We start from the raw sequence: 25,197 nt of genomic DNA, 5'->3' as shown, positions 1-25,197 counted from the left end.
TTGTTCTCAACGGCTGAGCGCGGCGTCGTTCGCCGCATTGGCCTCGGCGAGCGCATCCTTGGCCGATGCCGTGCCGGCCAGCACCTTCGAGACGGCGATGCCGGCATTGTTGATGACCTCGTTGGCGGCCTCGACGGTCGGCAGGTATTGCGGATTGCCGGCATTGATGGAGGCGAGCATGGCGTCCTTGAAGGCGCCGTAGCGCTTGGCGAACTCCTCCGAATTCAGCGCGGCGAGCGAGGTCACGCCGGAATTCGGCGCGAGGGCGAAGGACTTGATCTGCTGTTCCTTGGCCGTCGCCCAGGAAGCGAAGAGCCAGGCCGCCTCCTTGTTCTGCGAGGCCTCGGAAATGTAGAGGCTGTGCACGGCGAGCGAGGAGGAGCCGCCCTTCAGCGTGTCGGTCTCGACCGGCACCGGCACATAGCCGACCTTGCCGACGACGGACGAGATGGACGGGTCCTCGTTGAACGCGCCGTTGACGGTGGCGTCCATCGTCATGCCGGCCTTGCCCTGCTGGAAGAGCACGCGGTTCTCCTCCCAGCCGAAATTGGCGACGCCGACCGGTCCATAGTCGCGCAGCACGCTGGCAAAGGCGTCGAGCGAGGCGGCGGCCTCGTCCGTGCCGAGCGCCGACTTGCCGTCCGCCGTGATGAACTCGCCGCCATAGCCCCACAGCCAACCGGCCCAGACATAGACGTTCTGGATGCCCTGCGCGCCGCGCATGGTGATGCCGGCGACCGCGCCGTTCGACTTTTCCTTGATCGTCTTCGCGGCCGCCGTCACCTCGCCAAAGCTCTTGGGAGGAGCGATGCCGTATTCTTCGAACAGGTCCTTCCGGTACATCAGGAAGGTGCTTTCGCCATAGACCGGCAGGCCGTAGAGCTTGCCGTCGACGATGTTGGTGTTGAGATAGCCCGGCACGAAGTCCGCCTTGTCGTAGTCCGCGGGGAACTTGCCCGCGAGCTCGTCGAGCGGCGCGATGTAGCCGGCCTTCAGGAAACCCGGAATGTAGATGATGTTGTTCTGGACCACGTCGTAGCGGCCGGAGCCGGAGGAAAATTCCAGCAGCATCTTTGCCGTGATGTCGGATTCCGGCACCACTTCGAGTTCGACCTCGATGCCGGTCGCCGCGGTGAATTCCGGCAGCAGCGCCTGGATGCCGTCCGTCGTCGGATGGCCTTCCATCAGCACGGCGAGACGGGTTCCCTTGTAGGGCTGGTCCGCATCCTGCGCGAAGGCCGATGCGGCCACGGACGAGGACAGTGCAAGCGCAAATGCAATGAAGTGACGTCTTTTCATGTCGTTCCCCTTTTGAATGTCGCTCGTCGATGAGCCGTCAGTCGCACTTCGCAGCGCCGAGACGCGCTGTATCTCCCTGAATTTCTGTCGCGTTCAGAACCGCTGCACCTCGCCGGTATCGGCCGAGCGCACGAGCGCCTGCGTCAACTCCAGCGACAGGAGCGCCTCCTCACCGGTCGCGACCTGGCATTCGGCGCCGCCGATCCATTCGAGCACGCTGGAGAGCTGGAGGCGGAGATCCCCGCCGACCCTGCCGCCGATCTCCGGCCAATGCTGGGTGTCGATCTCGCGCGAGGCCTGGTTGTCGGCGAAGTAGAGGCCGCTGTCGCCGCACTGCACCTCGAAGGAGCCTTCCGTGCCGATCATTTCAAGGCGTGCGTCGATCATGTGGCGCGCGCCCGCCGGCAGCGACCAGGCGCTTTCGAACGTCACCACCGTGCCGCCGGAAAAGCGCACGACGCCGGCGATCGTGTCCTGCGTGCCCATTTCGCCGAGCAGGATCTCGGTCTGCTGCGCATAGGCGGTGACCGGCGTCTGGCCCTTGAGCATCCAGAGCACCATGTCGACATCGTGCACCGTGACGTGCATGGCGAGAGGCAGGGTGCCGGCATACCGCTTCGGTCCTTCCGTGCGGGCACTGTTGCGCCTTGCATAGACATGGATCGGCGTGCCGATCCTGCCGGTCTCGATCAGCTCGCGCGCCTTGTAGTAGCGCGGATCGAAACGCAGGAGGTAACCGACGCCGAGCTTCACATTCGCCGCCTTGCAGGCGTCAACGATCCGCCGGCCATCCTCCAGCGTCGAGGCGATCGGCTTCTCGATGAAGAGGTTGACGCCCTTTGCGGCGATCGCCAGCGCGGGCTCGAGGTGCAGGTGATCCGGCGTGCAGATGCTGACGAGGTCGAGCGTCTCGGCCGAAAGCAGCTCCTCATGCGAGCCATAGACGCGGACGCCGCCGCCGAGCCCGTCGGCCACAGCCTGCGCCCGGGCGCGGTCGCGGTCGACGATGGCCACCAGCTCCGCCCGCGGATCGCTGGCGAAGATCGAGGCATGCATCGAGCCCATGAACCCGGCGCCGATGACGGCCACTTTTGCTGTCTTGATCATGTCATCCTCCAAAATATCGGGGCCGTCAGCCGGCAAGCGCGTCAGCAAAGCGCCGGGTGATCTCGTCGGGCCGGGTGATTGCCGAGCCGACGACGACGAAGGCCGCGCCGAGCGTGAGCGCGCGCCGCGCCTGCTCCGGCTCCCAGATGCGCCCTTCGGCGACGAAGGCAATACCGGCCTGCGCAAGGTCGCCCATCAGCGCGAAATCCGGGGCGGCCGTGCCTGCGGTATAGGGCGTGTAGCCGGAAAGCGTGGTGCCGACGAAATCCGCACCGGCGGCAATGGCCTGCCGGGCCTCCGCGAGCGTGCTGACATCGGCCATGCCAGCCTTCCCCAGCCGCGTAATCTCCGACACGATATCCGCAACCGGCACGGGGCGCGGCCGGTCGGTGGCATCGAAGGCGATGACATCGGCGCCCGCGGCCACAAGGCTGCGCACGTCTTCCAGCGAGGGCGTGATGTAGACGTCCGAGCCCGGCTGGGCGATCTTCGTGATGCCGATGATCGGCAGGTCGATGGCGCCGCGAACGGCCTGCACGTTGCGCACGCCCTCGATCCTCACGCCCGCCGCACCGCCGAGAGCCGCCGCCCGGGCGAGCGCCACGATATGCTCCGTGGCATGGAGCGGGCTCGTTTCCGCCGCCTGGCAGGACACGACGAGCCGGCCCCGCATTGTTTCCATGATGTCCATGAACACCGCATCTCCCTGAATGGAAGGGACGTTACGGTCTTTGATGGAAATCGTCAATAATTTTCTTCATATGAAGATTATCTTCAAAACTTATCTTCAGATGTTGCGGTCGCTGACGCTCTCCGCCGTGTCCTTGATCGTCTCCAGCCGTGCCGGATCGAGCTTGGTGATGGTGCTGGCGATGGCATCGACGATCAGGAGCTGGCTGATCTTCGACTGGAAGGCTCCCCCGGTCAGCGGCGTTTCCGGCGAAGAGGCGAGCAGCACGAAATCGCAGATCGCCGCGAGCGGGCTCTTCGTCCGGTTGGTGATGCCGACGATGCGCGCGCCCCGTGCATGGGCATTCTCCGCCACGCGCAGCGTGTCGATGGTCGAGCCGGAGGTGGAGACGAGGATATAGAGGTCGGCGGCCGCCGCGGTCGCCGAGGCCATGGTGGCAAGATGCGAATCCCGGGCAATATGGGCGGAAATGCCGAGCCGGGCGAGCTTGTATTCGAGATATTGCGCCGTGATGGCGGAGGCCGCCACGCCGAAGATCTCGACATGGCGGGCGGACAGCAGCAACGACGACACGTCCGCAATGACCTTGCGGTCGAGCAGGCGCTGCGTCTCGTCGAGCGCGATGCGCGCCGTATCGACGAGTTCCTGCACGACGTCCCCAGGCGTCGCCGTGGCGACGGGCTGCTGCAAGGTCGCAAGCTCATGCGCCAGGGCCAGCTTGAAGTTCTGGAAGCCGGGGTAGCCGAGCTCGCGGCAGAAGCGGATGACGCTCGCCTCGGAGGACTGTGCCTCTTCGGCAAGCTCCGTTATGCTCTTGAAGAGAACGGATTGCGGATCGGCAAGCACGAAGGCGGCGACCCGCTCCAGGGCGCGGGTCATCGTTGGCGCATGCGAGCGGATTCGCGCGATCAGCGGCGGTTGAGGATGTACGTCCACCTGGTTTCCTTGCTGGATCTAAGCTTTCGGGTCGCCTGATTCATAGGCGACGGAGGGTTGAAAGAAAACAGTCCGCCGCTGGAGCCGCACGCATGCGGCAGCCAGGCACTCCGGGATCAGCTCCGCTCGATATCACGCCGGAGCACGATGGAGGTCGTCAGATCCTCGACATTGTCCATGGTCGAGACCTCGTTGCGCAATTCGTTGAGCGCATTGATCGAGCCGACCTCCACCTCCACCACGAGATCGAGCTGGCCGCTGACCGAGGAGACCTTCCGCACTGCGGAAAAGCCGGCGAGGCGGTCGAGCACGCCGATGGAGGGCGTGCGCTTGAGGGTGACGAGCAGGAAGGCCTGGATCTGCCCGTCGTCGAGCTGGCCGATATCCGCCCGGTAGCCGCGGATGATGCCCGCCTTTTCCAGCCGGCCGACACGCTCGGTGGTGGCGCTGCGCGAAAGACCGATCCGTCCCGCCAGCGACTTCATCGGAATGCGCGCTTCGCGTGAGAGGATGCTGAGGATCGTGCGATCGATGGCGTCTGTATCCTGCATGGCCCCTCCTAACAACACGCCGACAAGATGACGGTTATTATAAACAGAGTGCCGGCACAACCGGCATAATGCCGGATGCGCCGCCGCGCCGTCCATGCAACTCTTCCGACAGGAACGAGGATGACCATGAACGACATGCTGAAGACGATCCCGGATTTCTCCATCGACGCTGCCGCTGCGCTGCTTGCCGAGCATTACGGCCTTTCCGGCACGCTTTCGCCGCTGGCCAGCGAACGGGACCAGAATTTCAAGGTGGAGACGGCGGAGGGGACCTTCATCCTGAAGATCGTCAACGCTGCGGAACCGGAGGTCGAGAGCGACTTCCAGACGGCGCTGCTCGCCCATCTCGGCGCCCATGCCGGCGACCTGCCGGTGCCGCATATCCGCCCGGCGCTGTCCGGCGCGAGCCTTGCCTCCACCACCGGGCCGCATGGCGTGCGCCATCGCATCCGGCTGGTCAGCTGGGTCGAGGGCAGGCCGCTCGCCGAGACGGAACGCAGCGATGCCGCGCTCCACGCCCTCGGCCGCATGCTCGGCCGTTTCGATGCGGCGCTGAAGGGCTTCATGCATCCGGGCGCCCTGCGCGATCTCGACTGGGACATCCGCCATGCCGGCCGCTCCGCCGGGCGCCTGCAGCATGTCGCCGCCGCCGAGGACCGGGCGCTGCTCGAACGCTTCCTTACGCGTTTCGCCGCCATCGCCCCGCGCCTGGCGATGCTGCGCGCCGCGGTGATCCACAACGACGCCAACGACTGGAACGTGCTCGTCGACAATGGCGATGCCGACCGGATCTCCGGCCTGATCGATTTCGGCGATGCGCTGCATGCGCCCGTCATCGCCGAGGTCGCCATCGCCGCCGCCTATGCCGGCCTCGACCATGCCGACCCGATCGGCGCGGCCGCCGCGATTGCCAGCGGTTTTCATGCCGAATATCCGCTGCAGGAAGAGGAGGTCGATCTCCTCTACGACCTCATCGCCATCCGCCTCGTCACGTCCGTGACGATCTCCGCCTCGCGCCGCAGCCACACGCAGGACAACCCGTATCTCGCCATCAGCGAGCGCCCGGCCTGGACGCTGCTGCGCAAGCTCGACCGCATGAACCCGCGTTTCGCCACCGCCATCCTGCGCAAGGCCTGCGGCTTCGAGGCCGCGCCGGGCGCCCGCGCTGTCGCCGGCTGGATCGCGAGGAACCGCAAGGCGCTCGCCCCCCTGCTGGAGCGCCCGGCCGCGGCCTATCCGGCAGCCCTTGTCCCCTATGGCGACCCGGCCCACCCGATGACCGTCACGTCCGCCGCCGGGCAGCCGGACGCGGCCCAGGCGATCTGGGAGGCCCATTGCCGCGAGAACGGCATCGAACTCGGCATCGGTCCCTTCGGCGAGGAGCGCACCGTCTATGCCGGCGAGATGTTCGTCTCGCGCTTCATCGAGAAGACGCGCCGCACCCGCCATCTCGGCCTCGACCTCTTCATGGCCGCCGGCACGAAGGTCTTCACGCCGCTGCCGGCGACCGTCGTCAGCGTCGAGATCGAGAAGGAGCCGCTCGGCTACGGCTGCCTGATCGCACTGCGCCACGAGCCGGAAGGCTGCCCGCCCTTCGTCAGCCTCTGGGGCCATCTCGCCCATGAGGCGACGGGCCGCCTGAAGGCCGGCGAACGGCTGGAAGCCGGCACGCTCGTCGGCGAGATGGGCCTACCCACGGAAAACGGTGGTTGGGCGCCGCATCTCCATCTCCAGCTCTCCACCGACACCAATCTCTCCGCCACCGAGATCCTCGGCGTCGGCGAGGCCCGCTATCTCGACGTCTGGGCGGAGCTTTTCCCCGATGCCAGCACCTTTGCCGGCATCGCCGGGGAGTTCTACGAACGCCACGGCCGCTCGCATGAGGAGATCGTCAAGCTCAGGCGCGAGCTGCTCCTGCCGAACCTTTCCATCTCCTACGACAATCCGATCAAGTTCGTGCGCGGCGAAGGCGTCTTCCTGATCGACGACAGCGGTCGGGCCTATCTCGACTGCTTCAACAATGTCTGCCACATCGGCCACGCCCATCCGGTCGTGGTGGAGGCGATGGCGAAGCAGGCGGAAACGCTCAACACCAACACCCGCTACCTGCACGACAACATCGTCGCCTATGCCGAGCGCCTGACGGCGACGCTGCCGAAGGAGCTGACGGTCGCCGGCTTCGTCAACAGCGGATCGGAAGCCAACGGCCTGGCGCTCAGGCTGATGCGGGCACATACCGGCCGCGAGAACGCCATCACGCTCGACTGGTCCTATCACGGCACGACGCAGGAGCTGATCGACATCAGCCCCTACAAGTTCCGTCGCAAAGGCGGCAAGGGGCCGAAGCCCCATGTCCATGTCGCGGCCGTTCCGGACAGCTACCGCGCGCCCGACGACTGGCCGGTCGAGGAGCACGGCAAGCGCTTTGCCGAAAGCGTCGCGGAACTGATCGCCGGCATGCAGGCCAGGGGCGAAGGCCCCGGCTTCTTCATCGCCGAATCCATTCCGAGCGTCGCCGGCCAGGTCTTCCTGCCGGAAGGCTACCTCAAGGAGGTCTACCGGCTGGTGCGCGCGGCAGGCGGCGTGTGCATCGCCGACGAGGTTCAGGTCGGCTTCGGCCGCGTCGGCAGCCATTGGTGGGCCTTCGAGACGCAGGGCGTCGTGCCCGATATCGTCACCATGGGCAAGCCGATCGGCGATGGCCATCCCATGGCCGCGGTAGTGACGACCCGCGCGGTGACCGACAGCTTCAACAACGGCATGGAATATTTCAACACCTTCGGCGGAAACCCGGTTTCCTGCGCCGTCGGCCTTGCCGTGCTCGATGTCATCGAAGGTGAAGACCTGCGCGGCAATGCGCTGGCCATCGGCAATTATCTGATGGACGCCTTCCGCGCCATGCAGGCGCGATACGACGTGATCGGCGACGTGCGCGGCCTCGGCCTCTTCCTCGGCATCGAGCTCGTCACCGACCGCAGGACGAAGGCGCCCGCCACCGAGTTCGCCCGCGCCGTTTCCAACGGTGCCCGCCGCCGCGGCGTGCTGATGGGAACGGAAGGGCCGCATGACAACGTCCTGAAGATGCGCCCGCCGATGATCTTCTCGAAGCGGGACGCCGACCACCTGATCGCCGTGCTCGAGGAAACCTTCGCCGACGTCATGCGGACCCTGGGCTAGGAGAAGCGCGCCCGCAAGTGGCGCCTATTCGCGCGCGCCCTCGGCGAGCGCCGAAAGTCCTGCCATGTCGCGGATCAGCAGTTTCTGCCGCCCGCCCTCGACGAGGCCGCGCGCCTCCCAGGCGCTGAGAATGCGCGAGACCGTGTGCAGCGTCGTGCCGGTCATCTCGGCGATATCCTGCCGCGAGATCGGGAAGTCGATGCGGATACCGGCCTCTTCCTTCCGCCCGGCCTGCTGGGACAGGCGAAGCACGGCATGCGCCACCCGGCGCTCCACCTCCTGCGTGGACATCTCGCGGATACGGGTATGGGCCTCTTCCAGCCGCTGGCCGATCGTCTGCATGGCCGTGACGGCAAGGCGGGGGTTCTGCTCGACGAAATGCGGCCAGAGATCCGTCGGCCAGCCGAGGATGACGCTTTCCGTCGCCGCCCGCGCGGTGCCCGGATAGTCCGTGCGCTGCAGCGCCTTGGCAAAGCCGAAGAGGTCGCCGGGATGCACGACGCGAACGATGATCTGCTGGCCGTCTTCCGTCACCTGCGTCACCTTCAGCCGGCCGTGCAGCAGGAGGAAGAAGCTCGACGCCTGCTGGCCCTGTTCGAAGACGGCGTCGCCCTGTGCCACGCGGCGCGCCGTCGCATGGGTCAGCAGCCTGTCGAGGTCCTCGTCGCTCATCCTGTCGAACAGGGCAAGCGAGCGGACGACGGTCCGGTCGATCTTCACAGCCAAATCCCTCTCGCGTGAAAGCTACCGGCTTCTATCACGCCATGCCGCCACCTGAAAGTTTGAACATCCCCGTCAGAAAGAAAACCCCTTTTCCTTCAAGGCGACGAGCAGGGGCGCATACCAGCGCGTGTCCTTGACGAGGCGGAAGCCGACATTGTCCGGCGGCACGCCGACGGCGCAGCCGCCGCCCTTCGGGTTGCGCACGAACGAGCTCATCGCGGCCCGATGCTTGCCGCTGGCAATGTAGATGCCGCACGACGACACGTCGTTCACCACCCGGCCCGCCTTGTCGAGATTGACGCGCCGGTGGCAGGTCGCGGTCCATTCCCAGACATTGCCGGCGAAATCGGCAAGGCCGAACTCGTTTTCGCCGAAGCGGCCGAGCGGCTGGGGAACGGGATCGCGCGAGGCCTTGCGCGCCGCCTCGCGGCGATAGTCCGCAAGCCAGCGCTCGGCCGGATTGGTGCTGTTGATGTCGACGCCGAGCGCATCGTCGGGAAAGCGCGTGCCGGCGGCGAAGGCGAGATCCTCGTCACGCGGCAGGGTCCAGATCTCGCCGGTGCGGGCGCTCAGCCAGCCGGCATAGGCCATCGCATCGTCATAGCTGACGCCCGTCGCCGGCGCCGTGGCCGCTTCCGCCGGCACGAAGCCGGGTTCGGCCGGCGCGCAGGCGCCGTCTGCGACGCAGCGCCGGTAGTCGGCCGCGCTCACCTGATATTTCATGATGGTGAGCGGGCGCCGCACGGTGACCGTCTTGACCGGCCCGTCCACGGCAAAGCCGTTGCGGAAGAATTCGCCGCTCTCGCGGTATTCAAAACGGCGCGGCGCGATCTCCACCGTCATCGGCTCGTCCAGCACGGGACCGGCAGGCGTAGCGCCGATAAGGTCCGTCTTCACCGCGATACCGCCGGCAAGCGCGGCGAGGAGCAGCGCGGGAAGGGCGAGCGATGTCCAGGTAGTGGCGGGTTTCGAAGTCAGTGCAGCCATGACGGCCTCCTTGCGCATCGCCCGGACGATCGTTCGGCGTCCGGGACGGGCGCCGCTTTCGGACCGGGCCGCCGGCGGCGGCCCGCATTGGCACGCCCGCCCTCACGAACGGGCATGCCGGCAGCACAGGGTGTCAGGCACCGCTCGGCGGCGTGACCGAGGTCATCAGGTCGTCGTTCCACTCGCCGGTGACCGTGAAGTGCGCGGCGGCGCCCAGTTCGAAGGCCTCGATCAGGTTGTGGTTGACATAGGCGTAGATGCCGGGCTGCTCGAAGGTGTAGAAGGCAGCGCCCGCCGTGCCGCCCGGGATGAACCAGGTCTCCTGGTCGACGTCCGGCACGTTGCGGAACTTGCCGGTCGCCCAGACATAATCGCCATGCCCGCCGATCAGGTGCGGCCTGGTATCGCGGTTGGCCTGCGAGTGCACGATCAGCACTTTCTCGCCCACCTTGGCCTGCAGGGCATTGTCGCCGGTCAGCGCCCCGACGGCGCCGTTGAAGACGATGTGGCTCGGGGTCAGCGTGCGCATGACTTCGAGCGTATCGGCATACGATTCGCCGACGCTCTCATACTTCTTGTAGTTCCCTTCGGCGTCGCGCGGCACGTAAAAGTCCTGCTCGCCGACATAGTAGACCCGGTCATAGGTCAGCTCCTTGCCGTGCCCGTCCGTCAGGCCCTCGCGCGGCAGCACCATGATGGCGCCGTTCATGCCCGAGGTGACGTGCCAGGGCACCATTCCGGGAGGTGCGCAGTGGTAGACGAAGACGCCGGCCTTGGTGGCCTTGAAGCGCAGCACCGTGCGTTCACCGGGATTGACCACGGTCAGCGCGCCGCCGCCGAGCGCACCCGTTGCCGAGTGGAAGTCGATATTGTGCTGCAATTCGTTGGTGTCGGGGTTGATCAGCGTCAGCTCGACATAGTCGTTCTGGTGCACGACCATCAGGGGCCCCGGAACCGAGCCGTCGAAGGTCATCGCATGGACCTCGGTGCCCTTGTCGTCGAGGATCATCTTCTTTTCCTCGATCGTCATGGTGAATTCGTAGACTTTCGGTCCGCCTTCGGCCTTCTGGGTGTGGGCGTGAACGAAGGGCGGCTTGACCAGCTCGACCTTCACGCGTTCCAGCTTGGCGATGTCGGCCGCCGTTGCGACTGCATTTGTCTCGATGGCGCCGCCTTCCGCTCGCGCCATCGACGCCGCAATGATCGGCGTCAGGACGCCGGCAAAGGCGGCTCCGCCCAGGATTGTGCGGCGTGTCATCTGAAACTGCTCGGTCATTGTTTCTCTCCTTTTGAAAGGACGGAGCGGTGTATCGCCCGGTCCTCTCTGTTCTAGGAGCATTCGCGCCGGCCTCTTTGTGATGGGACAAACAGGTCTTTCCGGCCGCTGCGGCATTTTGGCAGATGCTGATTTGCTCTTTGCCATCTCGCAAAGAAAGAGCCCCGCGGGTGCCCTAGAAAGAGCTGACAAATGCGAAGGAGCAGATCCAAATGAGCGCAAGCCAACCCGCAACGCGCATCAGCCGCGCCGTTCCCCGCGGCCTTTCCCGCACCGGCCCGGTGTTGTTTTCCTATGGCTTCCGGCCGTTCTTCCTCGGCGCCGGCCTGTGGGCGGTCGCCGCCATGACATTGTGGATCGCAGCGATCACCGGGCATATCGAGCTTGGGGGCGATTACGGCGCGCCCAACTGGCACGCCCATGAGATGCTGTTCGGCTTCGCCTCCGCCGTGCTCGCCGGTTTCCTGCTGACGGCGGTGCCGAACTGGACCGGGCGCCTGCCCGTCTCCGGCTGGCCGCTCTTCGCGCTGTTTGCACTCTGGTGCGCCGGACGTATCGCACTGCTCGTGCCAGACACGATCGGCGTGACCGCGGCGGCCGTCATCGACGGGCTCTTCCTGCCGGCGCTGCTTGCCATCTGCACGCGCGAGGTCGTGGCGGGGCGCAAGTGGAAGGACCTGAAGGTACTCGGCGGCCTCCTCGCCTTGTCGGTCGCCAACAGCATCTTCCATGTGGCGGCCATCGGCGGCGAGCACGACCACATGGCGATCCGCCTTGCCGTCGCCGCCTATGTCGTGCTGGTGATGATCGTCGGCGGCCGCATCCTGCCGAGCTTCACCCGCAACTGGCTCAACAAGTCCGGCCGCACGGATTTTCCCGTGCCCTACAACCGCTTCGACATGGTCGCCATCCTTGCCGGCGTCGGCGCGCTCACCGCCTGGACGCTCGCGCCCGAGCACCCCGGCACCGCCGGCCTCGGCCTGGCCGCCGCCCTCCTGCACTGCATCCGCCTCCACCGCTGGCGTGGCTGGACGACGCGGCCGGAAAAGCTGCTCGTCGTCCTCCACGTCGCCTATGCCTTCGTGCCGCTCGGCCTCGCGTCCATCGCCCTCAGCGCGCTCGGTTTTCTGGAGGAGCGCTCCGTGCTGCATCTTCTCTCGGTCGGCGCCATCGCCTGCATGATGCTGGCCGTCATGACACGGGCGAGCCTCGGCCATACCGGCCGCCCATTGCAGGCCTCGCGCCTCACCGTCACCGCCTATGGCGCACTGATCCTCTGCGCGCTCATCCGCCCGCTCGGCGAGGTCTTTCCCGAGGCGAGCCACCTCGTCTACGCCGCTTCCGGGCTTCTCTGGATCGCGGCCTTTGGGCTCTTCTGCCTGGAATATGCGCCGATCCTCGCGCGCAAGCACCGCGCACCGCTCTGAACGCGAAACGGCCCGGAAGCAGTTCCGGGCCGTTTTCTGCCTAGCCTTCCACCGCCATCATCTCCGGCGTCCAGGGCGGCTCGTAGGTCAGCCGCACCTCGGCATATTCGACGCCCGGCACATACCAGACGCAGTTGCTCACGGCATCCTTGAGGTAGTCGCTCGCCGGGCAGCCCCGCGTCGTCGTCGTCATGGCGATGCGCGCGATGCCGCCCTCCTCCACCGCGATCTCGTAGATCAGGCCGAGATCGACGATGTTGCGGCCGATCTCCGGGTCGATGATCATGCGCAGGGCATTGCGGATGGCCTCGGTCAGCGCAGCCTTCTCGTCCTCGTCCATCGGATCACGCCTTTGCCCGGCCGGTCCGCACGAGGATGCGGTAGGCCGAACCCGTCTCGTCGAAATTGCCGGCCCACTGGTGGCCGCGCTTCGTCAGTTCGGGGAACAGGAACAGCGGCTCGCGGGAAAGAACCGCGAAGAGGACCTCGCCCGGCCCGAGCGTCTCGGCCGCCGCAAGGATGCGGACCATCGGCTCGGGCGGATCGAGGTCGCTTAGATCGAGATGAAGCGAGGGATCCGGCCAGGTCTCAGGGCGATCCGCATTGTCGGAGGTTTCGACGGGTGCCACCACCTGCTGCGGCGTGAAGAGGACCTCCCAGTCGCCGCCCTCGATCTCATGGGCCTCATGGTCGAAGCCGCGACTCGCCATGACGCGGAACAGCGGCTGGGGTCGGAAGGTGGCGAAGAGCCGGAGCCCCTGCCCGGGGCCGAGCGACTGCACCGCCTCCATGATCGCCTGGAACGGCTCGCCGCCACTTTCCAGGATCGGCCGCACGTCGAGAATCTTGGGGGCGATGGCGTTTGAGGCGTCGGACATCGGTTATCTCCTTGAAACAAATGTAGGCAGGAAGAGATGGGGGCGCACCATGCCGACCGGCGCCCGCAGCGCTTTCGGCACGATGCAAAGCCGGCGCGCGCGGATGAGTTCTCCTATCAACCCCAGCGTCGCGGCCAGCTGCACGAGGACCGCCGCGCGAAAAACGCCGGAAGCCTCCGCGAAAAGCGCGAGCGTGGCCGCCGCCACCGCGCCGTAATAGAACCAGAACAGGACACGCCCGCGTCCTTCATCGACCAGATCTTGCACGCGCGGCACCGGCGCGCGGCCGAGCACCGGCCCATAGGCCTCCAACCATGTCAGGAAGGCGACGATCTTGTAAAGCTGGGCAAGCCCCAGCCCCGTCAGCCAGCCGAAGACAAAAAGGTAGACGACCGCCGCAAGGCCCTCGCCCGCACGGACGCCAGGCAGATTGAGCAGGGCGACGGACAATAGAAGTGCGCCAAAGGCAGCGAACGTCGCCCGGATGTTCAGCTCCGCCTGCTTGCGCTTGCGCGAGCGGTAGAGATGCACGACGTCGCCGCCATAGAGCAGCACCGCGGCGAGCGTCAGAAGGAAGGCCGCAGCAAAGAGCGCCGTCACACCGGAGGCGGCGAGAAGGACAACCGGAATGCAAGCGGCGACAAGACCAATGGCAAGGCTCGCCGCCCACCAGACTATGCGGCTCGTCGGCCGCTCCGCCTCGGGCGCCAGCAGGAACATGGCGAGCAGCCGGTAACTGACACCGAGCGCGGTGACGCTCAGCCAGCCGCCAAGGCCCAGCGCCGCATGCAAATCCACGCCGTCGGCGACGAGCCGGACAAGCAACAGATTGTCGCTGGTGCCGGAAAGGGCAAGCGTGAAAGCGAAACCGACAAGGGCCGCGCCGACGAGCGCCGACAGCCCGACGGCGACGAAGCGCGCCGGTAGCGGAAGGGGCCGCGCCGCGAGAAGCGTGGCGGCGAGGACGGCGGCGAGGAGGACGAAACCGGCCAGCAGCAATCCGCCCCCGAGGGGCAGGAGCGCGAGTGGCAGGTCGATGGCGCCGGACAGCGCCACGAAGCCGCCGACCAGCGCGCCGAGCCCGGCAACGATGAGCAGCAAGGCAGGCGCCGCGAACCGCCCGCCGACCAACGGACGGGCGATCAGCACCGGCACGAACTGCAGGAGCGCCCCCGCCATCAGGAGGCTCAGCCAGCCGATCGCAAGGATATGGACGAGCACCAGGGTTTCCGGCGCGCTGACGGCGACGGCCGGATAGCCGTAGCCCGCCAGCATCAGGCCCTGTCCTGCGACGAGCATCAGACAGGCCAGGGCGAAATAGGACATGGTCCAGCGGGAGAGCGTCGCGCCCTGCATAAGGTTTCCCCTTCGCCGTGTGCCGTCTGCCGCCTAGTGGTCCGAGCCGCAGCAGCAATCGCAGCTGCGGTCCTCGATCCGGTCGATCTCGACGCGCCAGACCTCCGGTCCCTGTTCGAGATAGTCCCAGCCGAACTGGCCCGGGAAATTCGTCTCGAGCTGGTAGTGCAATGGCCGCGGATCGTGGTCGCTGGTGATCAGCATCGATTTACCGGGAAGCAGCGCGCCGAGCATGCCGAAAATGCGCGGATGACGCTCGCGCGGGGCAATGGTGCGGACATCGATGGAAGACTTGGCCTGGTCGTCTGACATGGTTTTCTGTTCCGTCCCAGCCGCTCCGAACCCGTTCCGGAAGGCACGGCCCGACCGACCGGAACCAGCCGACGCTAACCCCGCGACCTGCCCGCCACTTTGACGTTGCGCAAACAATTCCGGAAATGCGCGGCCGCGACGTCCCACTGCTTGGCTTTTCGCAAAGAAGCACTCCGGCCCGGCCCCTAGGCTCCTCCCATTCATCCACTTGGACAAAGGAATGCGCCATGCAACAGGCCCTGATCGAAAAATACGGCGAGGCACGGCTGCCGCGCTATACGAGCTATCCGACGGCGCCGGGCTTTTCGCCGACCGTCGGCACCGGCACCTATGGCGACTGGCTTGCCGCTATCAGGCCCGGCACCGATGCCTCGCTCTACCTGCACATTCCCTTCTGCCGCTCCATGTGCTGGTACTGCGGCTGCCACACGACAATCACCCAGCGCGACGAGCCGATCCTCGACTATATCGACATGCTTCGAAAAGAGATCGACCTCGTCTCCGGGACGATCAGCGGCCGGCCGACCATCCGCCATGTGCATTTCGGCGGCGGCACGCCCACCATCATGCAGCCGGAAGAGTTCCGCGACCTGATCGGCCTCCTGCGCGCCCGCTTCGCCTTTGCCGGCGGCGCGGAGATCGCCGTCGAGATCGACCCGCGCACCCTCTCCGCCGAGATGGCGGTCGCGCTCGGCGCAGCGGGCGTCACCCGTGCGAGCCTCGGCGTGCAGAGCTTCGATCCCGTCGTGCAGAAGGCGATCAACCGCATCCAGAGCGAGGCGCAGACGGCCGAGGCCGCCGCCGGGCTGCGCAAGGCCGGGATCAGCGGCATCAATTTCGACCTCATCTACGGCCTGCCGCACCAGACGGTCGCTTCCTGCATCGCGACCGCGCAGGCGGCGATCCGCATGCGGCCGGAGCGTTTCGCCGTCTTCGGCTATGCCCACATCCCCTCCTTCAAGAAGCACCAGCGGCTGATCGACGAGCGGGCGCTGCCCGACGCGGCCCGACGCAGCGCACAGGCCGAGGCGATCGCCGCAACGCTTGCCGCCGCCGGTTATGTGCGCATCGGCCTCGACCATTATGCCCTGCCGGAAGACGACCTCGCCGTTGCCGCCCGGCAGGGCCGGCTGCGCCGCAATTTCCAGGGCTATACGACGGATGCCTGCACCACGCTGATCGGCTTCGGCGCCTCGTCGATCGGCCGCACGGCGGAAGGCTACGTGCAGAACGAGGTGCCGCCCGGCCTCTATGCCCAGCGCATCGCCTCCGGCCGCCTCGCCACCGCCAAGGGCTACCGGCTCACGGCGGAGGACCGGTTGCGCGCCGAGATCATCGAGCGCCTGATGTGCGATTTCCGCGTCGACGTGACGAGCATCGCCGCGCGGCACGGCTTCGATGCGGCCCCGCTTCTTAACGGCAATGCCAAGCTGGCGGCGCTTGCGGAGGATGGCGCGATCGACATTCGCGGCGGCACCGTCACGGTGCGGCAGGACCACCGCTTCATCATCCGCGCGGTCGCCGCCGCCTTCGACGCCTATATCGACCAGTCGGCCCGCACGCACAGCAAGGCGGCCTGAAACCCAAACGAAAAAAGGGCCCGGCATGGTGCGGCATGCCGGGCCCTTCCTCGCAGATCTTGCGCCTCTATCCGACAAGACCGCGATAGATCGCCGGCAGCGCCGCAGGCAGCCGAGCGATATTGCTGACGATGGCATAGCCGTTGCGGCCGAAGATGGCCGGCACATAGGCCTGCGCCTCCCGGTCGACCGTCACCCCGAACACGCTGACGCCGGTGCGCCGCGCCTCGTTCACCGCCCGGCGGCTGTCCTCCAGAGCGAAGCGGCCCTCATAGTGGTCGACGTCGTTCGGCTTGCCGTCGGTGAGCAGCAGGAGGAGCTTTCGCCGGTTCGGCTGCTCGCGCAGCCTTGCCGCCGCATGGCGGATCGCCGGGCCGATGCGGGTGTAGAAACCCGGCTTCAGCGCCGCGATACGCGCTTCCACGGCATGGTTCATCGTCTCGCCGAAATCCTTCACCGTCTCGACCCGCACCCAGGAGCGCCGCCGCGAGGTGAAGGTGAGGATCGAGTGGCTGTCGCCGCAGGCCGCAAGTCCATGCGCCAGCACCAGCAGCGCCTCCTTCTCCACATCGAGCACCCGGCGGTTGTCGAACCAGGCGTCCGTCGAAAGCGAGACGTCGACCAGAATGGTGACGGCAAGGTCGTGCGCCTGCGGCCGGCTCATCAGGTGGATACGGTCGCTGCCCTGCCCGCCGGCGGCAAGGTCGCTGCGGGCGCGCACCACGGCATCGAGGTCCAGCTCCGCCCCGTCGAGCTGCGCGCGCAGCATTTCATGGCGCGGCCGCAGCACTTCGAACTGCCGGCGCACGCGGCGGATCAGGCTCTTCGTGTCGGCATCGGCCTCGGGCACGGCGGCCATGTCCGGCGCCGGCGAGGCGAGCACCCGGCAATGGTCGGGCAGATAGGTGCCGATGCGGAAATCCCATTCGGGATAGGTGTGCTCGCCGGTCAGCCGCGTTCGGTCGAGCGCCTCCGGCGGCAGGTCGAGATCGAAATGGAAACGGGCGGACGGGCGGCCCTTGCGCTCGCCGAGCGTCATGTCGTCCAGTTCGTCGGCGGCGCTCGAATCGTGGTCGTCGCTGTCGTCGCCGGGGCGGTCGACATTGACCATCTCCGCCATGGCGAGGATCTTTTCGAAGCGGTTGAGAATGAAGGGGCTGCGCTCGTTCTTGCGGTTCTCGGCCTTTTCGCGCAGCGCGACATGGCGGCTGGTCTCCGGGGTCTCGGGCGTGCCGCCCGCCGCCGGCTGGTCCTCCTCGCCGCGCCCCTCGCCTTCCTCGCGCAGGAGCGCATCCGGCCACAGCGGCACCGGCAGCATCGGCAGATAGCCGGCCGGCGCCCGGTGCGGGAAGATGACCGGCAGCGTCTCGTCCGCAAGGCCGGCGCCCTTCCTCAGGAGGCTGAGGATGCGGTTCTCCACATGCCGCTCGACGGAGGGAAGCGGCCGGCTGCGGCGCACCGAAAGCGTGGCGGCCGAAAGCCGCCGGTAACGCCGCGCAAGCCCCGGAAAGGCCGAAAGCACCGCCTTTACCGTCGCCTCCGCCCGCTGGAGAATGGCAAGGTCGCGCTGGAGCGGATCGCCCTCCACAATCGGATCGAGCGGCATCACCGCCATCGTCGCCGCGAGCCAGACATAAAGGTCCCGGTTGAGGCCGCGATCGGCGAAGAGGTCGATCGCGGCGGGCAGCATCAGCGTCGCATGGTCACGGCCGGGCTGCACCAGCTTCTCCTCGCCGAGCCCCATGCGCTGGCGCAGCCGGAGGCGATGCGCCGAGGTGCGCCCGCGGGCGGGCGCGATCTGCACCGCGCCCTCGCCGCCGAAGCCGCGGAAGCAGACGGCGAGCACCGGCCGGACATCCTCCAGCCGCACGGCATGCTCCGGATGGCGCGGCCAGGTGCCGGTATTGCCGACGAGCCGGTGCCAGGCCCGGCCGACCGTTTCCTCAAGCTCCAGGAAATCCAGCATGGCGGTTCCTCAGCGGATCATCGCGTCGGCGATTTCGAGAAGGGCGGCCCGGACATCCGGTTCGTCGGTCAGCGGCTCGATCATCGCCGCCCGCACCGCCTCGCGCATGGTCATGCCGCTGTCGATGAGGCAGGCGCAGTAGACGAGGAGGCGGGTGGAGACACCCTCTTCCAGGTCGTGCCCCTTGAGCGCCCTCAACCGGTGTGCCAGCGCGACGAGCGGCGCGACCTGCGCCTCGTCCAGCCCGCTTTCCGTGGCGACGACGGCGATTTCCTGGGGCTTCGGCAGGAAATCGAACTCGATGGCGACGAAGCGCTGGCGGGTGGAGGGCTTCAGCGCCTTCAGGAGGTTCTGGTAGCCGGGATTGTAGGAGACGACGAGCATGAAGCCGGATGGCGCTTCCAGCACCTCGCCGGTGCGCTCCAGCGGCAGGATACGCCGGTCGTCGGTGAGCGGATGCAGCACGACGGCGACGTCCTTGCGCGCCTCGACGATCTCGTCGAGATAACACACGCCGCCCTGGCGCACCGTGCGGGTCAGGGGCCCGTCCACCCAGACCGTATCACCGCCCTTCAAGAGGTAACGGCCGGTGAGGTCGGCAGCCGAAAGATCGTCATGGCAGGAGACGGTGGAGAGCGGCAGACCGAGCCTTGCCGCCATGTGGCTGACGAAACGGGTCTTGCCGCAGCCGGTCGGCCCCTTCAGGAGCAGCGGGAGCTGGCGCGTCCAGGCCGTCTCGAACAGTGCGCATTCGTTGCCGGAGGGGCTGTAGGCCGGGATATCCGGAACGGGACGGGGCGTATCCTTGAGCAGGACGTTCATTCTGATCTCCAAGAAACTGTCGAAAGAAGGTGCCGGCCCCGCGGGATGACGGGGCCGGCCAGCGCTCACTCGGCCGGCTGGACCATCCGGGTGAGGCTGTCGCTACGCTCGCGGCCGGGCACGAGCACCGCCCAGATGAACATCAGCGCCGAGACGAGCACGACGACGCCCGAGCCGAGGCGCACCCAGTAGAACAGCGCGAGCTGGTCCTGGACGTCCATGAAGCCCTCGCCGAGCACGCGCTGCAGGTGGACCTGCACGACGCCGGCGAAGGTCAGCGCGAAGGTCATCACCGACATGGCCGTGCACATGATCCAGAAGCTGGCGATGGAGAGCCACTGGTTGAACGGCGCGCGGCCGCGGATTTCCGGGATCGCATAGGCCATCATGGCAAGGTTCAGCATCACATAGGCGCCGAAGAAGGCGAGGTGCCCGTGCGCGGCGGTGACCTGCGTGCCGTGGGTATAGTAGTTGACCGACGACAGCGTGTGCAGGAAGCCCCAGACGCCGGCGCCGAAGAAGGCCATGACCGAGCAGCCGATCGACCAGAGGAGCGCCGCCTTGTTCGGGTGGTTGCGGCCGGCCTTCCAGGTCATGACGAAGGTGAAGATGACCATGGTGAAGAAGGGCGCCACTTCCAGCGTCGAGAACAATGAGCCGATCCACTGCCAGTAGCCCGGCGCACCGATCCAGTAATAGTGGTGGCCCGTACCGAGGATGCCCGAGAAGAGCGCGAGGCCGACGATGACATAGAGCCACTTTTCCACGACCTCGCGGTCGATGCCGTTGAGCTTGATCATCAGGAAGGCGAGCACCGAGGCCATGATCAGCTCCCAGACGCCCTCGACCCACAGGTGGATGACGTACCACCAATACATCTTGTCGAGCGCCAGGTTGACCGGGTTGTAGAAGGCGAAGAGGAAGAAGAGCGCGAGGCCCCACAGGCCGAACAGCAGGATGTTGATGACCGTGGTCTTGCGGCCCTTCAGCGCGGTCATGGTGATGTTGAAGAGGAACATCAGGACGACGACGACGATGCCGACCTTGGCGATGAAGGTCTGCTCGAGGAATTCGCGGCCCTCATGGATGCGGAACATGTAGCCGACGACCGTCAGGCCCGCCGCCACGAAGAACATCCAGAACTGCAGGACGGCGAGTCTAGGACTGTAAAGCTCCGTCTCGGTCTCCTCCGGAATCATGTAGTAGGTGGCGCCCATGAAGCCCATGAGCAACCAGACGACGAGCGCATTGGTGTGGATCATGCGCACGATGTTGAAGGGCAGCAGCTCGGAGAGCACGTTCGGCAGCACGTAGATCGTGCCGGCGAGGACGCCGAAAGCCACCTGGGCGAGGAACAGGCCGAGCGCGCCGTAGAAATACAGCATGGCGACCTTTTGCGTTTGATATTTCATCTCTTGTCTCCTGAACGCCGGGAGCAATTCCAGTAAAAGTGCGACGCGGTTTTGCGTCCGGAATTGCGTAAGAACGGAAAGGCTTCAGCCGGCATCGTTCGGCGGCCAGTTCTGGGTGTTGATCCTGCTCGTCCATTCGAGGAAATCGGCGAGATCGTTGAGTTCCTGTTCGGTGAGGTTGAACTGGGGCATCTGCCGCCGGCCCTCCGCTCCGCTCGGCTGCGCCGCCATCCAGGCCTTGAAAGCCTCGCGCGCGCCTTCCGGGTCGTCTGCCCCGCCATAGCGCTTCCACACATTGCCGAGCTCGGGCGCGAAATAGGCGCCTTCGCCCAGCAGCGTGTGGCAGTTGATACAGGCGTTCTTCTCCCAGACATGCTTGCCGCGCGCGACGCTGTCGGTCAGCGTCGTCTCGTCGGTGGCGGTCGTGCGCATGTAGTAATGGGAATGGGCGGTCAGCCCGACGAAGATCGTGAAGAAGAAGATGGACCCGCCATAGAAGACGTTGCGGGCCCCGGTCTTGGTAAGGCGCTCTGCCATCCCATGGTCCTTTCCCTTGCCGGAAACTCCATGGCTCCGGCGAAAAACCCCCGCCGACTTTCTGCCGGCGAGCCCCTCGCCGGCACTGCGGGACGTCCCTGTTCTAGCGGGAGGGAAAAAGCCTTCTTTGCGCATTGGCAAAGAGCGGGGCGGTTCGTCAGCCGATGAACGCGACGAGGACCGAACGGGCAAGCGCCAGCGACAGGAGCAACGCCGGCCAGGCAAGCAGGGCCGGCCGCAGCGCGCTGCGGCTCGCGCGCAATTCCATGAAATCGAGGATGACGAAACGACCCTTGGCATAGGCCATGACCAGTACCGCGGTGATCGGCACCAGAAGCCCACCGCTGAGCCCACCGACGAGGGCGCCGCCGACGGCGAGCGTCAGCAGCATGGCAAGGGTGGCGATGAACTGTTCGCGGGCCTGTCGGGTCATGGCAGTCTCAGGTGAGGTAGACGATCGGGAACATCACGAGCCAGACGAGGTCGATCGCATGCCAGAGCGTCGCGATCATCACGACATTGCTGCGCGACGGGCGCCAGGCGACGAGGAAGAGGATGGCCGCGCCGAAGACGACGTGCAGCAGGTGGAAGCCGGTGACGAGGAAATAGAGTTCGGCAAGCGTGCCTACCCCGCCGATGCCGGAGCGGACCTCCATCCCGTATTCGGCGAGTTTCACCGCCGCGAAGGCAAGGCCGAGAAGGCCCGCAAGGACGAGGGAACGGCGAACGCCCGAAAGATCCGCCCCGCGGCGAACCGCCAGCGCCGCCTGCCAGCCGCTGAGGACGAGGAGGACCGTGTTGAGCGCGGCAAGGCCGGGATGGAGATGCGCGCGCAGGAAGGATGCATTTCCGACGTCCACCAGCGTCATCACCATGAAGGCGACGAGCAGCGCGCCGAAGGCCAAAAGTTCGCTCCACACCAGGATCCAGAGAAGAAGGCAATCGCCCTCCCCGCTCTCCGCCTTCGCAACCGCCGTGCGCATATCGTCCATCGTCGCCATGGCCCATCCCTAGCCCATGAAGCCGCGGGCTTCTTTGCGCCGGCGCAAAGAGCGGGGATGCCCAACGCGGCATGATGGCGGCAACGGAAAGGACCTTCCCATGACGGATGCACAGTTCGGTCTCCTCATCGCCGCTCCGGTTATCGCCGGCTTCGCCCTGATGCTCTACCGCATGGGCGTGCTGCAGGGCGCGGGAACGCTGTCCGCCGTCAGCGCCTCGGTGGTCATCGCCGCCGTGCTCTTCTTCGGCCAGTAGGAGGCGGCGATGGATGATGCGAGCCTCAACGCCGCCGATATCGACCGGCTGGAAACGCTTCACCAGGCCCTGCTCGATCTCTGCCTGCGCCTCGAGGAGACGGCAAGCGAGCCGGGCACCGCTGGTGAACTGCGCGCGCTCGCCGACACCATTCCGCCCGCCCTCAAGGCGGTGCACGAGCTGGAGGAGCGCCTGCTCTTTCCGGATTTCGACCGGCATGCCGGCTCCTGCTTCGCCGCCCTGGCGATCGAGCGCCTGAAGGCGGAGCACCGCTGCGACCGGCTCGCCGCCGAGGAGCTCTCGCTGACGCTGAAGGCTGTCGCCGACGATCGCTGCGGGCTTTCGCCCGAGACGGTGTCGCGCATGATAAGCGGCTTCCAGGAAAGCCTGCGCCGCCATGTCTTTTCCGAACAGATGATCCTGGAGACGCTCATCGCCGCCAAGGCGGAGGCGCGCGACGTCTTCGCCTGACCGCCCTCAGTCCCGTCCCATCGCCGCGTTTCGCCCGCGCGACACCCAGGCCGCGCCCTCCTGCCGGTGCAGGAAACCGTTGGAGAAGCGCACGCCGGGATAGACCTTCACCAGGTCCGCGATCGCCTCCTCGCCGTCGATCCTGCCATCGAGCACCCCGCGGTAGAGGCTTGCCACCTTCACCATGTCGCAATCCTGCGGGGAGAGCCGCACGCGCGACAGGCCCGCTTCGACGAGCGGCGCAAGATCATCGACGAGCACGACGCAGCTGTTCGACAGGGTCTGCACACCGTTCAGCACGAGGAAGGACTGGCGGTCGAGCGTGCGCAGCGGCAGGCCGTCGGGCTCCTCGCCGCACACGAACTGGCAATTGTCCTTCGTCAGCCCCTTGGAGCGCGCATGGGCGCAGCGCGCGGAAATGGCGAGCGGCATGCGGCCGAAGGCGAAGACCTCTAAGGAGAAATCCGGCATGGCCTCCAGCATCTGCCGGATGGAGCCGGCCGGCAGCTCCGGCGGCAGACAGATGTTCTCGGCACCGCGGGCGACAAGCGTGCGGGCCGTCGCGGCATTGTAGACATTGACCAGCGGGCCGATCGAATGCGGCCGGCCCTTGAGGAGGCCGAGCGCGGAGAGGTCGTTTGCCTCCACCGGATGCAGGCTGTCGGCGATCAGGTCGCGCATATGCCGGCTTTCGCGCGGCAGAGTGACCATGGCGAGCGTGGAGAGCGTCACGCGCTTGCCCGCCGCCTCCAGCCGCTCGACGACCTCGGCGACATGCGGCTCGCTGAAATGCTGGCGCTTGGAACAGACCGTTTCCCCGAGCGTGACATGCTCGACCGCCGCCTCGTCGGCGATGCGGAAATAGAAGTCCCGCCATTTCGGCCCGTCCCAGAGGAAATAGATCGGGCCGAGGCTCAGCGCCGGTTTGCCTGTCGTCGCCATCACCGTCTCCTATCGCCAGCGTTTGTCATAGGCACCCGTCGTCGTGCGCTGGCCCTCGCTCATCGCGCGGAGCCGGGCGACGAGGGCCGCGCGCTCGCCGGGTGAGGCGACGAGCGCCTTCTTGAGCGACGACACCACCTCGGCGACATAGGCCTTGCCGCGCTGGCGCCCTTCGATCTTCAGCGCCGAGACGCCGGCCGCGCGCAACGCGTCGATCTCGTCGATGACGTCGAGCGAGACAGGATCCTCGAAGGCATACCCCTCGACGTCGCCGATCTCGAAGCGCCCCTTGCAGAGCGTCGGATAGCCGGAGGCCTCGCCGGGGCCGAAGCGGTTGATGGTGTAAGCGCCGAGCTCGGAGACGAGGTCCGCGCCGTCCTGCCGGTAACGCACATGGCTCGCCGGCGAGCAAACGCCGTTCATGTTGGGCGACTTGCCCGTTGCATAGGAGGAGAGCGAGCAGCGCCCCTCCGCCATGACGCAGAGCCCACCGAAGGCGAAGACCTCGACCTCGCAGTCGATCTGCCGCGTCAGCCGGGCGATGTCCTGCACGGTCAGGACGCGCGGCAGCACGACGCGTTTTGCCCCGAACGCCTCGACGAGGAAGCGGATCGCCTCCGGGTTCGAGGCGGAGGCCTGGACGGAGACATGCAGCCGCTGCTGCGGGAATTTTTCCGCGACATAGGCCATCAGGCCGAAATCGGCGAGGATCAGCGCATCGGCGCCCATCGCCACCGCGTCATCGGCGGCCGAATACCACAGCGCCTCGTCGCCCGCCCGCATGAAGGTGTTGAGCGCGACGAAGATCTGCACCTTCTTGCGGCGGGCAAGCACGATCGACTGGCGCAGCTCCTCGCGGCTGAAGTTGAGGCCCGGGAAGTTGCGGGCATTGGTCTCGTCGCGAAAGCCGCAATAGACGGCATCGGCACCGGCCTCCACCGCCTCGCGGAAGGCGGCGGGGGTGCCGGCGGGGCAGATCAGTTCCATGTCGCATCCCTTCCTTCGAGCGCCTTGCCGCGGATGTAGCGCGCCGTGCCGGCGATGAGCGGCGAGAGCGGGCCGGCCAGTGCGCCGAGCTCGCGCGGCAGGTCGATGGCGCTGTCGTCGAGCGCGTTGCGCAGCGCCAGCATCGCCTCCATGTCGCCGGTGACCGAGAGGTCGCGCGAGAAGAACAGCGCATCGGCATCGCAGCGGCCTTCGAGCAGGCCGAGAAGCAGCACCAGCGGCCCCTCGATCCGCGCATCGACAGGGGGCGCCGCGCCGCGCGAGACGGTGAGCGCCTTCATGGCCGGCACGACGGTGAAATGCAGCGGCAGATCGACGGGCGAAAAGCCGTAGCGGGTGCGGCGATAATCGCCGAGCCGCTCAAAAAGCTCGGGATGGGCCTTCAGCACGCCGGAAAACAGGGTGCGCGCCACCCGCTCCACCAGCCAGAGGGGCGCGAGATCGACCGGTTTTGCAAGGAGCGGGGGAAGCATGCGGCTGGCCTT

Annotated in this window: 26 protein-coding genes; 5 read left to right on the top strand and 21 right to left on the bottom strand. The window is 66.8% G+C overall.

The window, feature by feature from the left end; translation table 11 throughout:
• Positions 1-6: 6 nt before the first annotated feature.
• From MUU56_RS24105 to MUU56_RS24085, 5 genes are all read right to left on the bottom strand, one after another.
• Positions 7-1,299, bottom strand: a complete 1,293-nt coding sequence (locus tag MUU56_RS24105; RefSeq protein WP_244769812.1) for an ABC transporter substrate-binding protein — start codon at positions 1,297-1,299, stop codon at positions 7-9.
• A gap of 93 nt (positions 1,300-1,392) precedes the next feature.
• On the bottom strand, positions 1,393-2,406 hold the full coding sequence (locus MUU56_RS24100; RefSeq protein WP_244769811.1) for a Gfo/Idh/MocA family protein: 1,014 nt from the start codon (positions 2,404-2,406) through the stop codon (positions 1,393-1,395).
• Positions 2,407-2,431: 25 nt separating this feature from the next.
• Positions 2,432-3,097, bottom strand: coding sequence for an N-acetylmannosamine-6-phosphate 2-epimerase (locus MUU56_RS24095; RefSeq protein WP_244769810.1), 666 nt, complete (start codon positions 3,095-3,097; stop codon positions 2,432-2,434).
• Positions 3,098-3,193: 96 nt separating this feature from the next.
• Positions 3,194-4,033, bottom strand: coding sequence for a MurR/RpiR family transcriptional regulator (locus MUU56_RS24090; protein ID WP_263194196.1), 840 nt, complete (start codon positions 4,031-4,033; stop codon positions 3,194-3,196).
• Between the two features lie 116 nt (positions 4,034-4,149).
• Complete coding sequence (locus tag MUU56_RS24085) at positions 4,150-4,584, bottom strand: Lrp/AsnC family transcriptional regulator (protein WP_244769809.1); 435 nt, start codon at positions 4,582-4,584, stop codon at positions 4,150-4,152.
• Positions 4,585-4,710: 126 nt separating this feature from the next.
• On the opposite strand from MUU56_RS24085, the gene MUU56_RS24080 reads away from it, so the two are divergent.
• Positions 4,711-7,761, top strand: coding sequence for an aminotransferase class III-fold pyridoxal phosphate-dependent enzyme (locus MUU56_RS24080; RefSeq protein WP_244769887.1), 3,051 nt, complete (start codon positions 4,711-4,713; stop codon positions 7,759-7,761).
• Between the two features lie 24 nt (positions 7,762-7,785).
• Here MUU56_RS24080 and MUU56_RS24075 read toward each other — a convergent pair whose 3' ends face one another.
• From MUU56_RS24075 to nirK, 3 genes are all read right to left on the bottom strand, one after another.
• Entirely contained in the window at positions 7,786-8,481 is a 696-nt protein-coding gene (locus MUU56_RS24075) for a Crp/Fnr family transcriptional regulator (RefSeq protein ID WP_244769886.1), read from the bottom strand.
• Between the two features lie 75 nt (positions 8,482-8,556).
• On the bottom strand, positions 8,557-9,471 hold the full coding sequence (locus MUU56_RS24070; protein ID WP_244769808.1) for an SUMF1/EgtB/PvdO family nonheme iron enzyme: 915 nt from the start codon (positions 9,469-9,471) through the stop codon (positions 8,557-8,559).
• A 133-nt stretch (positions 9,472-9,604) separates the two neighbouring features.
• Positions 9,605-10,747, bottom strand: a complete 1,143-nt coding sequence (nirK, locus tag MUU56_RS24065; RefSeq protein ID WP_244769807.1) for a copper-containing nitrite reductase — start codon at positions 10,745-10,747, stop codon at positions 9,605-9,607.
• A gap of 212 nt (positions 10,748-10,959) precedes the next feature.
• Here nirK and MUU56_RS24060 point away from each other — a divergent pair, with 212 nt between their 5' ends.
• A complete protein-coding gene (locus MUU56_RS24060) occupies positions 10,960-12,174 on the top strand; it encodes an NnrS family protein (protein WP_244769806.1) in 1,215 nt (404 codons plus the stop codon).
• Positions 12,175-12,214: 40 nt separating this feature from the next.
• Here MUU56_RS24060 and MUU56_RS24055 read toward each other — a convergent pair whose 3' ends face one another.
• The 4 genes from MUU56_RS24055 to MUU56_RS24040 are packed head-to-tail and all read right to left on the bottom strand — an operon-like array spanning position 12,215 to position 14,720.
• Positions 12,215-12,514 (bottom strand): metal-sulfur cluster assembly factor, encoded by a 300-nt coding sequence (locus tag MUU56_RS24055; RefSeq protein WP_244769805.1) that lies wholly within the window; start codon positions 12,512-12,514, stop codon positions 12,215-12,217.
• A 4-nt stretch (positions 12,515-12,518) separates the two neighbouring features.
• Entirely contained in the window at positions 12,519-13,052 is a 534-nt protein-coding gene (locus MUU56_RS24050) for a DUF2249 domain-containing protein (protein ID WP_244769804.1), read from the bottom strand.
• Positions 13,053-13,055: 3 nt separating this feature from the next.
• Positions 13,056-14,408: a hypothetical protein gene (locus tag MUU56_RS24045; RefSeq protein ID WP_244769803.1), complete on the bottom strand. Its 1,353-nt coding sequence runs from the start codon at positions 14,406-14,408 to the stop codon at positions 13,056-13,058.
• A 33-nt stretch (positions 14,409-14,441) separates the two neighbouring features.
• Positions 14,442-14,720: a DUF2249 domain-containing protein gene (locus MUU56_RS24040; RefSeq protein WP_244769802.1), complete on the bottom strand. Its 279-nt coding sequence runs from the start codon at positions 14,718-14,720 to the stop codon at positions 14,442-14,444.
• Positions 14,721-14,947: 227 nt separating this feature from the next.
• On the opposite strand from MUU56_RS24040, the gene hemN reads away from it, so the two are divergent.
• Positions 14,948-16,300, top strand: coding sequence for an oxygen-independent coproporphyrinogen III oxidase (hemN, locus tag MUU56_RS24035; protein ID WP_244769801.1), 1,353 nt, complete (start codon positions 14,948-14,950; stop codon positions 16,298-16,300).
• A 67-nt stretch (positions 16,301-16,367) separates the two neighbouring features.
• On the opposite strand, the gene MUU56_RS24030 is transcribed toward hemN, so the two are convergent.
• From MUU56_RS24030 to MUU56_RS24005, 6 genes are all read right to left on the bottom strand, one after another.
• Entirely contained in the window at positions 16,368-18,266 is a 1,899-nt protein-coding gene (locus MUU56_RS24030; protein WP_244769800.1) for a nitric oxide reductase activation protein NorD, read from the bottom strand.
• 9 nt (positions 18,267-18,275) lie between these two features.
• Positions 18,276-19,088, bottom strand: coding sequence for a CbbQ/NirQ/NorQ/GpvN family protein (locus tag MUU56_RS24025; protein WP_244769799.1), 813 nt, complete (start codon positions 19,086-19,088; stop codon positions 18,276-18,278).
• Positions 19,089-19,153: 65 nt separating this feature from the next.
• Complete coding sequence (locus MUU56_RS24020) at positions 19,154-20,500, bottom strand: nitric-oxide reductase large subunit (protein WP_244769798.1); 1,347 nt, start codon at positions 20,498-20,500, stop codon at positions 19,154-19,156.
• A gap of 84 nt (positions 20,501-20,584) precedes the next feature.
• Complete coding sequence (locus tag MUU56_RS24015) at positions 20,585-21,037, bottom strand: c-type cytochrome (RefSeq protein ID WP_244769797.1); 453 nt, start codon at positions 21,035-21,037, stop codon at positions 20,585-20,587.
• Positions 21,038-21,194: 157 nt separating this feature from the next.
• The gene (locus tag MUU56_RS24010; RefSeq protein ID WP_244769796.1) at positions 21,195-21,470 is read right to left on the bottom strand and encodes a cytochrome C oxidase subunit IV family protein; all 276 of its coding nucleotides are present in this window, start codon (positions 21,468-21,470) and stop codon (positions 21,195-21,197) included.
• A 7-nt stretch (positions 21,471-21,477) separates the two neighbouring features.
• Positions 21,478-22,029: a cytochrome c oxidase subunit 3 gene (locus MUU56_RS24005; protein ID WP_244769885.1), complete on the bottom strand. Its 552-nt coding sequence runs from the start codon at positions 22,027-22,029 to the stop codon at positions 21,478-21,480.
• Positions 22,030-22,138: 109 nt separating this feature from the next.
• Here MUU56_RS24005 and MUU56_RS24000 point away from each other — a divergent pair, with 109 nt between their 5' ends.
• Both MUU56_RS24000 and MUU56_RS23995 read left to right on the top strand, forming a co-directional pair.
• Complete coding sequence (locus MUU56_RS24000; RefSeq protein ID WP_023514989.1) at positions 22,139-22,294, top strand: hypothetical protein; 156 nt, start codon at positions 22,139-22,141, stop codon at positions 22,292-22,294.
• Between the two features lie 9 nt (positions 22,295-22,303).
• A complete protein-coding gene (locus MUU56_RS23995; protein ID WP_244769795.1) occupies positions 22,304-22,765 on the top strand; it encodes a hemerythrin domain-containing protein in 462 nt (153 codons plus the stop codon).
• Between the two features lie 6 nt (positions 22,766-22,771).
• Here the strand turns inward: MUU56_RS23995 and ubiV are convergent, their stop codons facing one another.
• From ubiV to ubiT, 3 genes are read right to left on the bottom strand one after another with little or no spacing between them, the layout of a single operon-like run.
• Entirely contained in the window at positions 22,772-23,707 is a 936-nt protein-coding gene (gene ubiV, locus MUU56_RS23990; protein WP_244769794.1) for a ubiquinone anaerobic biosynthesis protein UbiV, read from the bottom strand.
• Between the two features lie 9 nt (positions 23,708-23,716).
• Positions 23,717-24,694, bottom strand: coding sequence for a ubiquinone anaerobic biosynthesis protein UbiU (gene ubiU, locus MUU56_RS23985; protein WP_244769793.1), 978 nt, complete (start codon positions 24,692-24,694; stop codon positions 23,717-23,719).
• Positions 24,685-25,185 (bottom strand): ubiquinone anaerobic biosynthesis accessory factor UbiT, encoded by a 501-nt coding sequence (ubiT, locus tag MUU56_RS23980; protein WP_244769792.1) that lies wholly within the window; start codon positions 25,183-25,185, stop codon positions 24,685-24,687. The genes ubiU and ubiT overlap by 10 nt, the downstream gene beginning before the upstream one ends.
• Between the last annotated feature and the right edge of the window lie 12 nt (positions 25,186-25,197).

It is taken from the genome of Shinella yambaruensis (genome assembly GCF_022899355.1).
Lineage (GTDB): Bacteria > Pseudomonadota > Alphaproteobacteria > Rhizobiales > Rhizobiaceae > Shinella > Shinella yambaruensis.
Note: the sequence above shows the minus strand (reverse complement) of the source record. Positions and strands in the feature narration are given on the sequence as shown.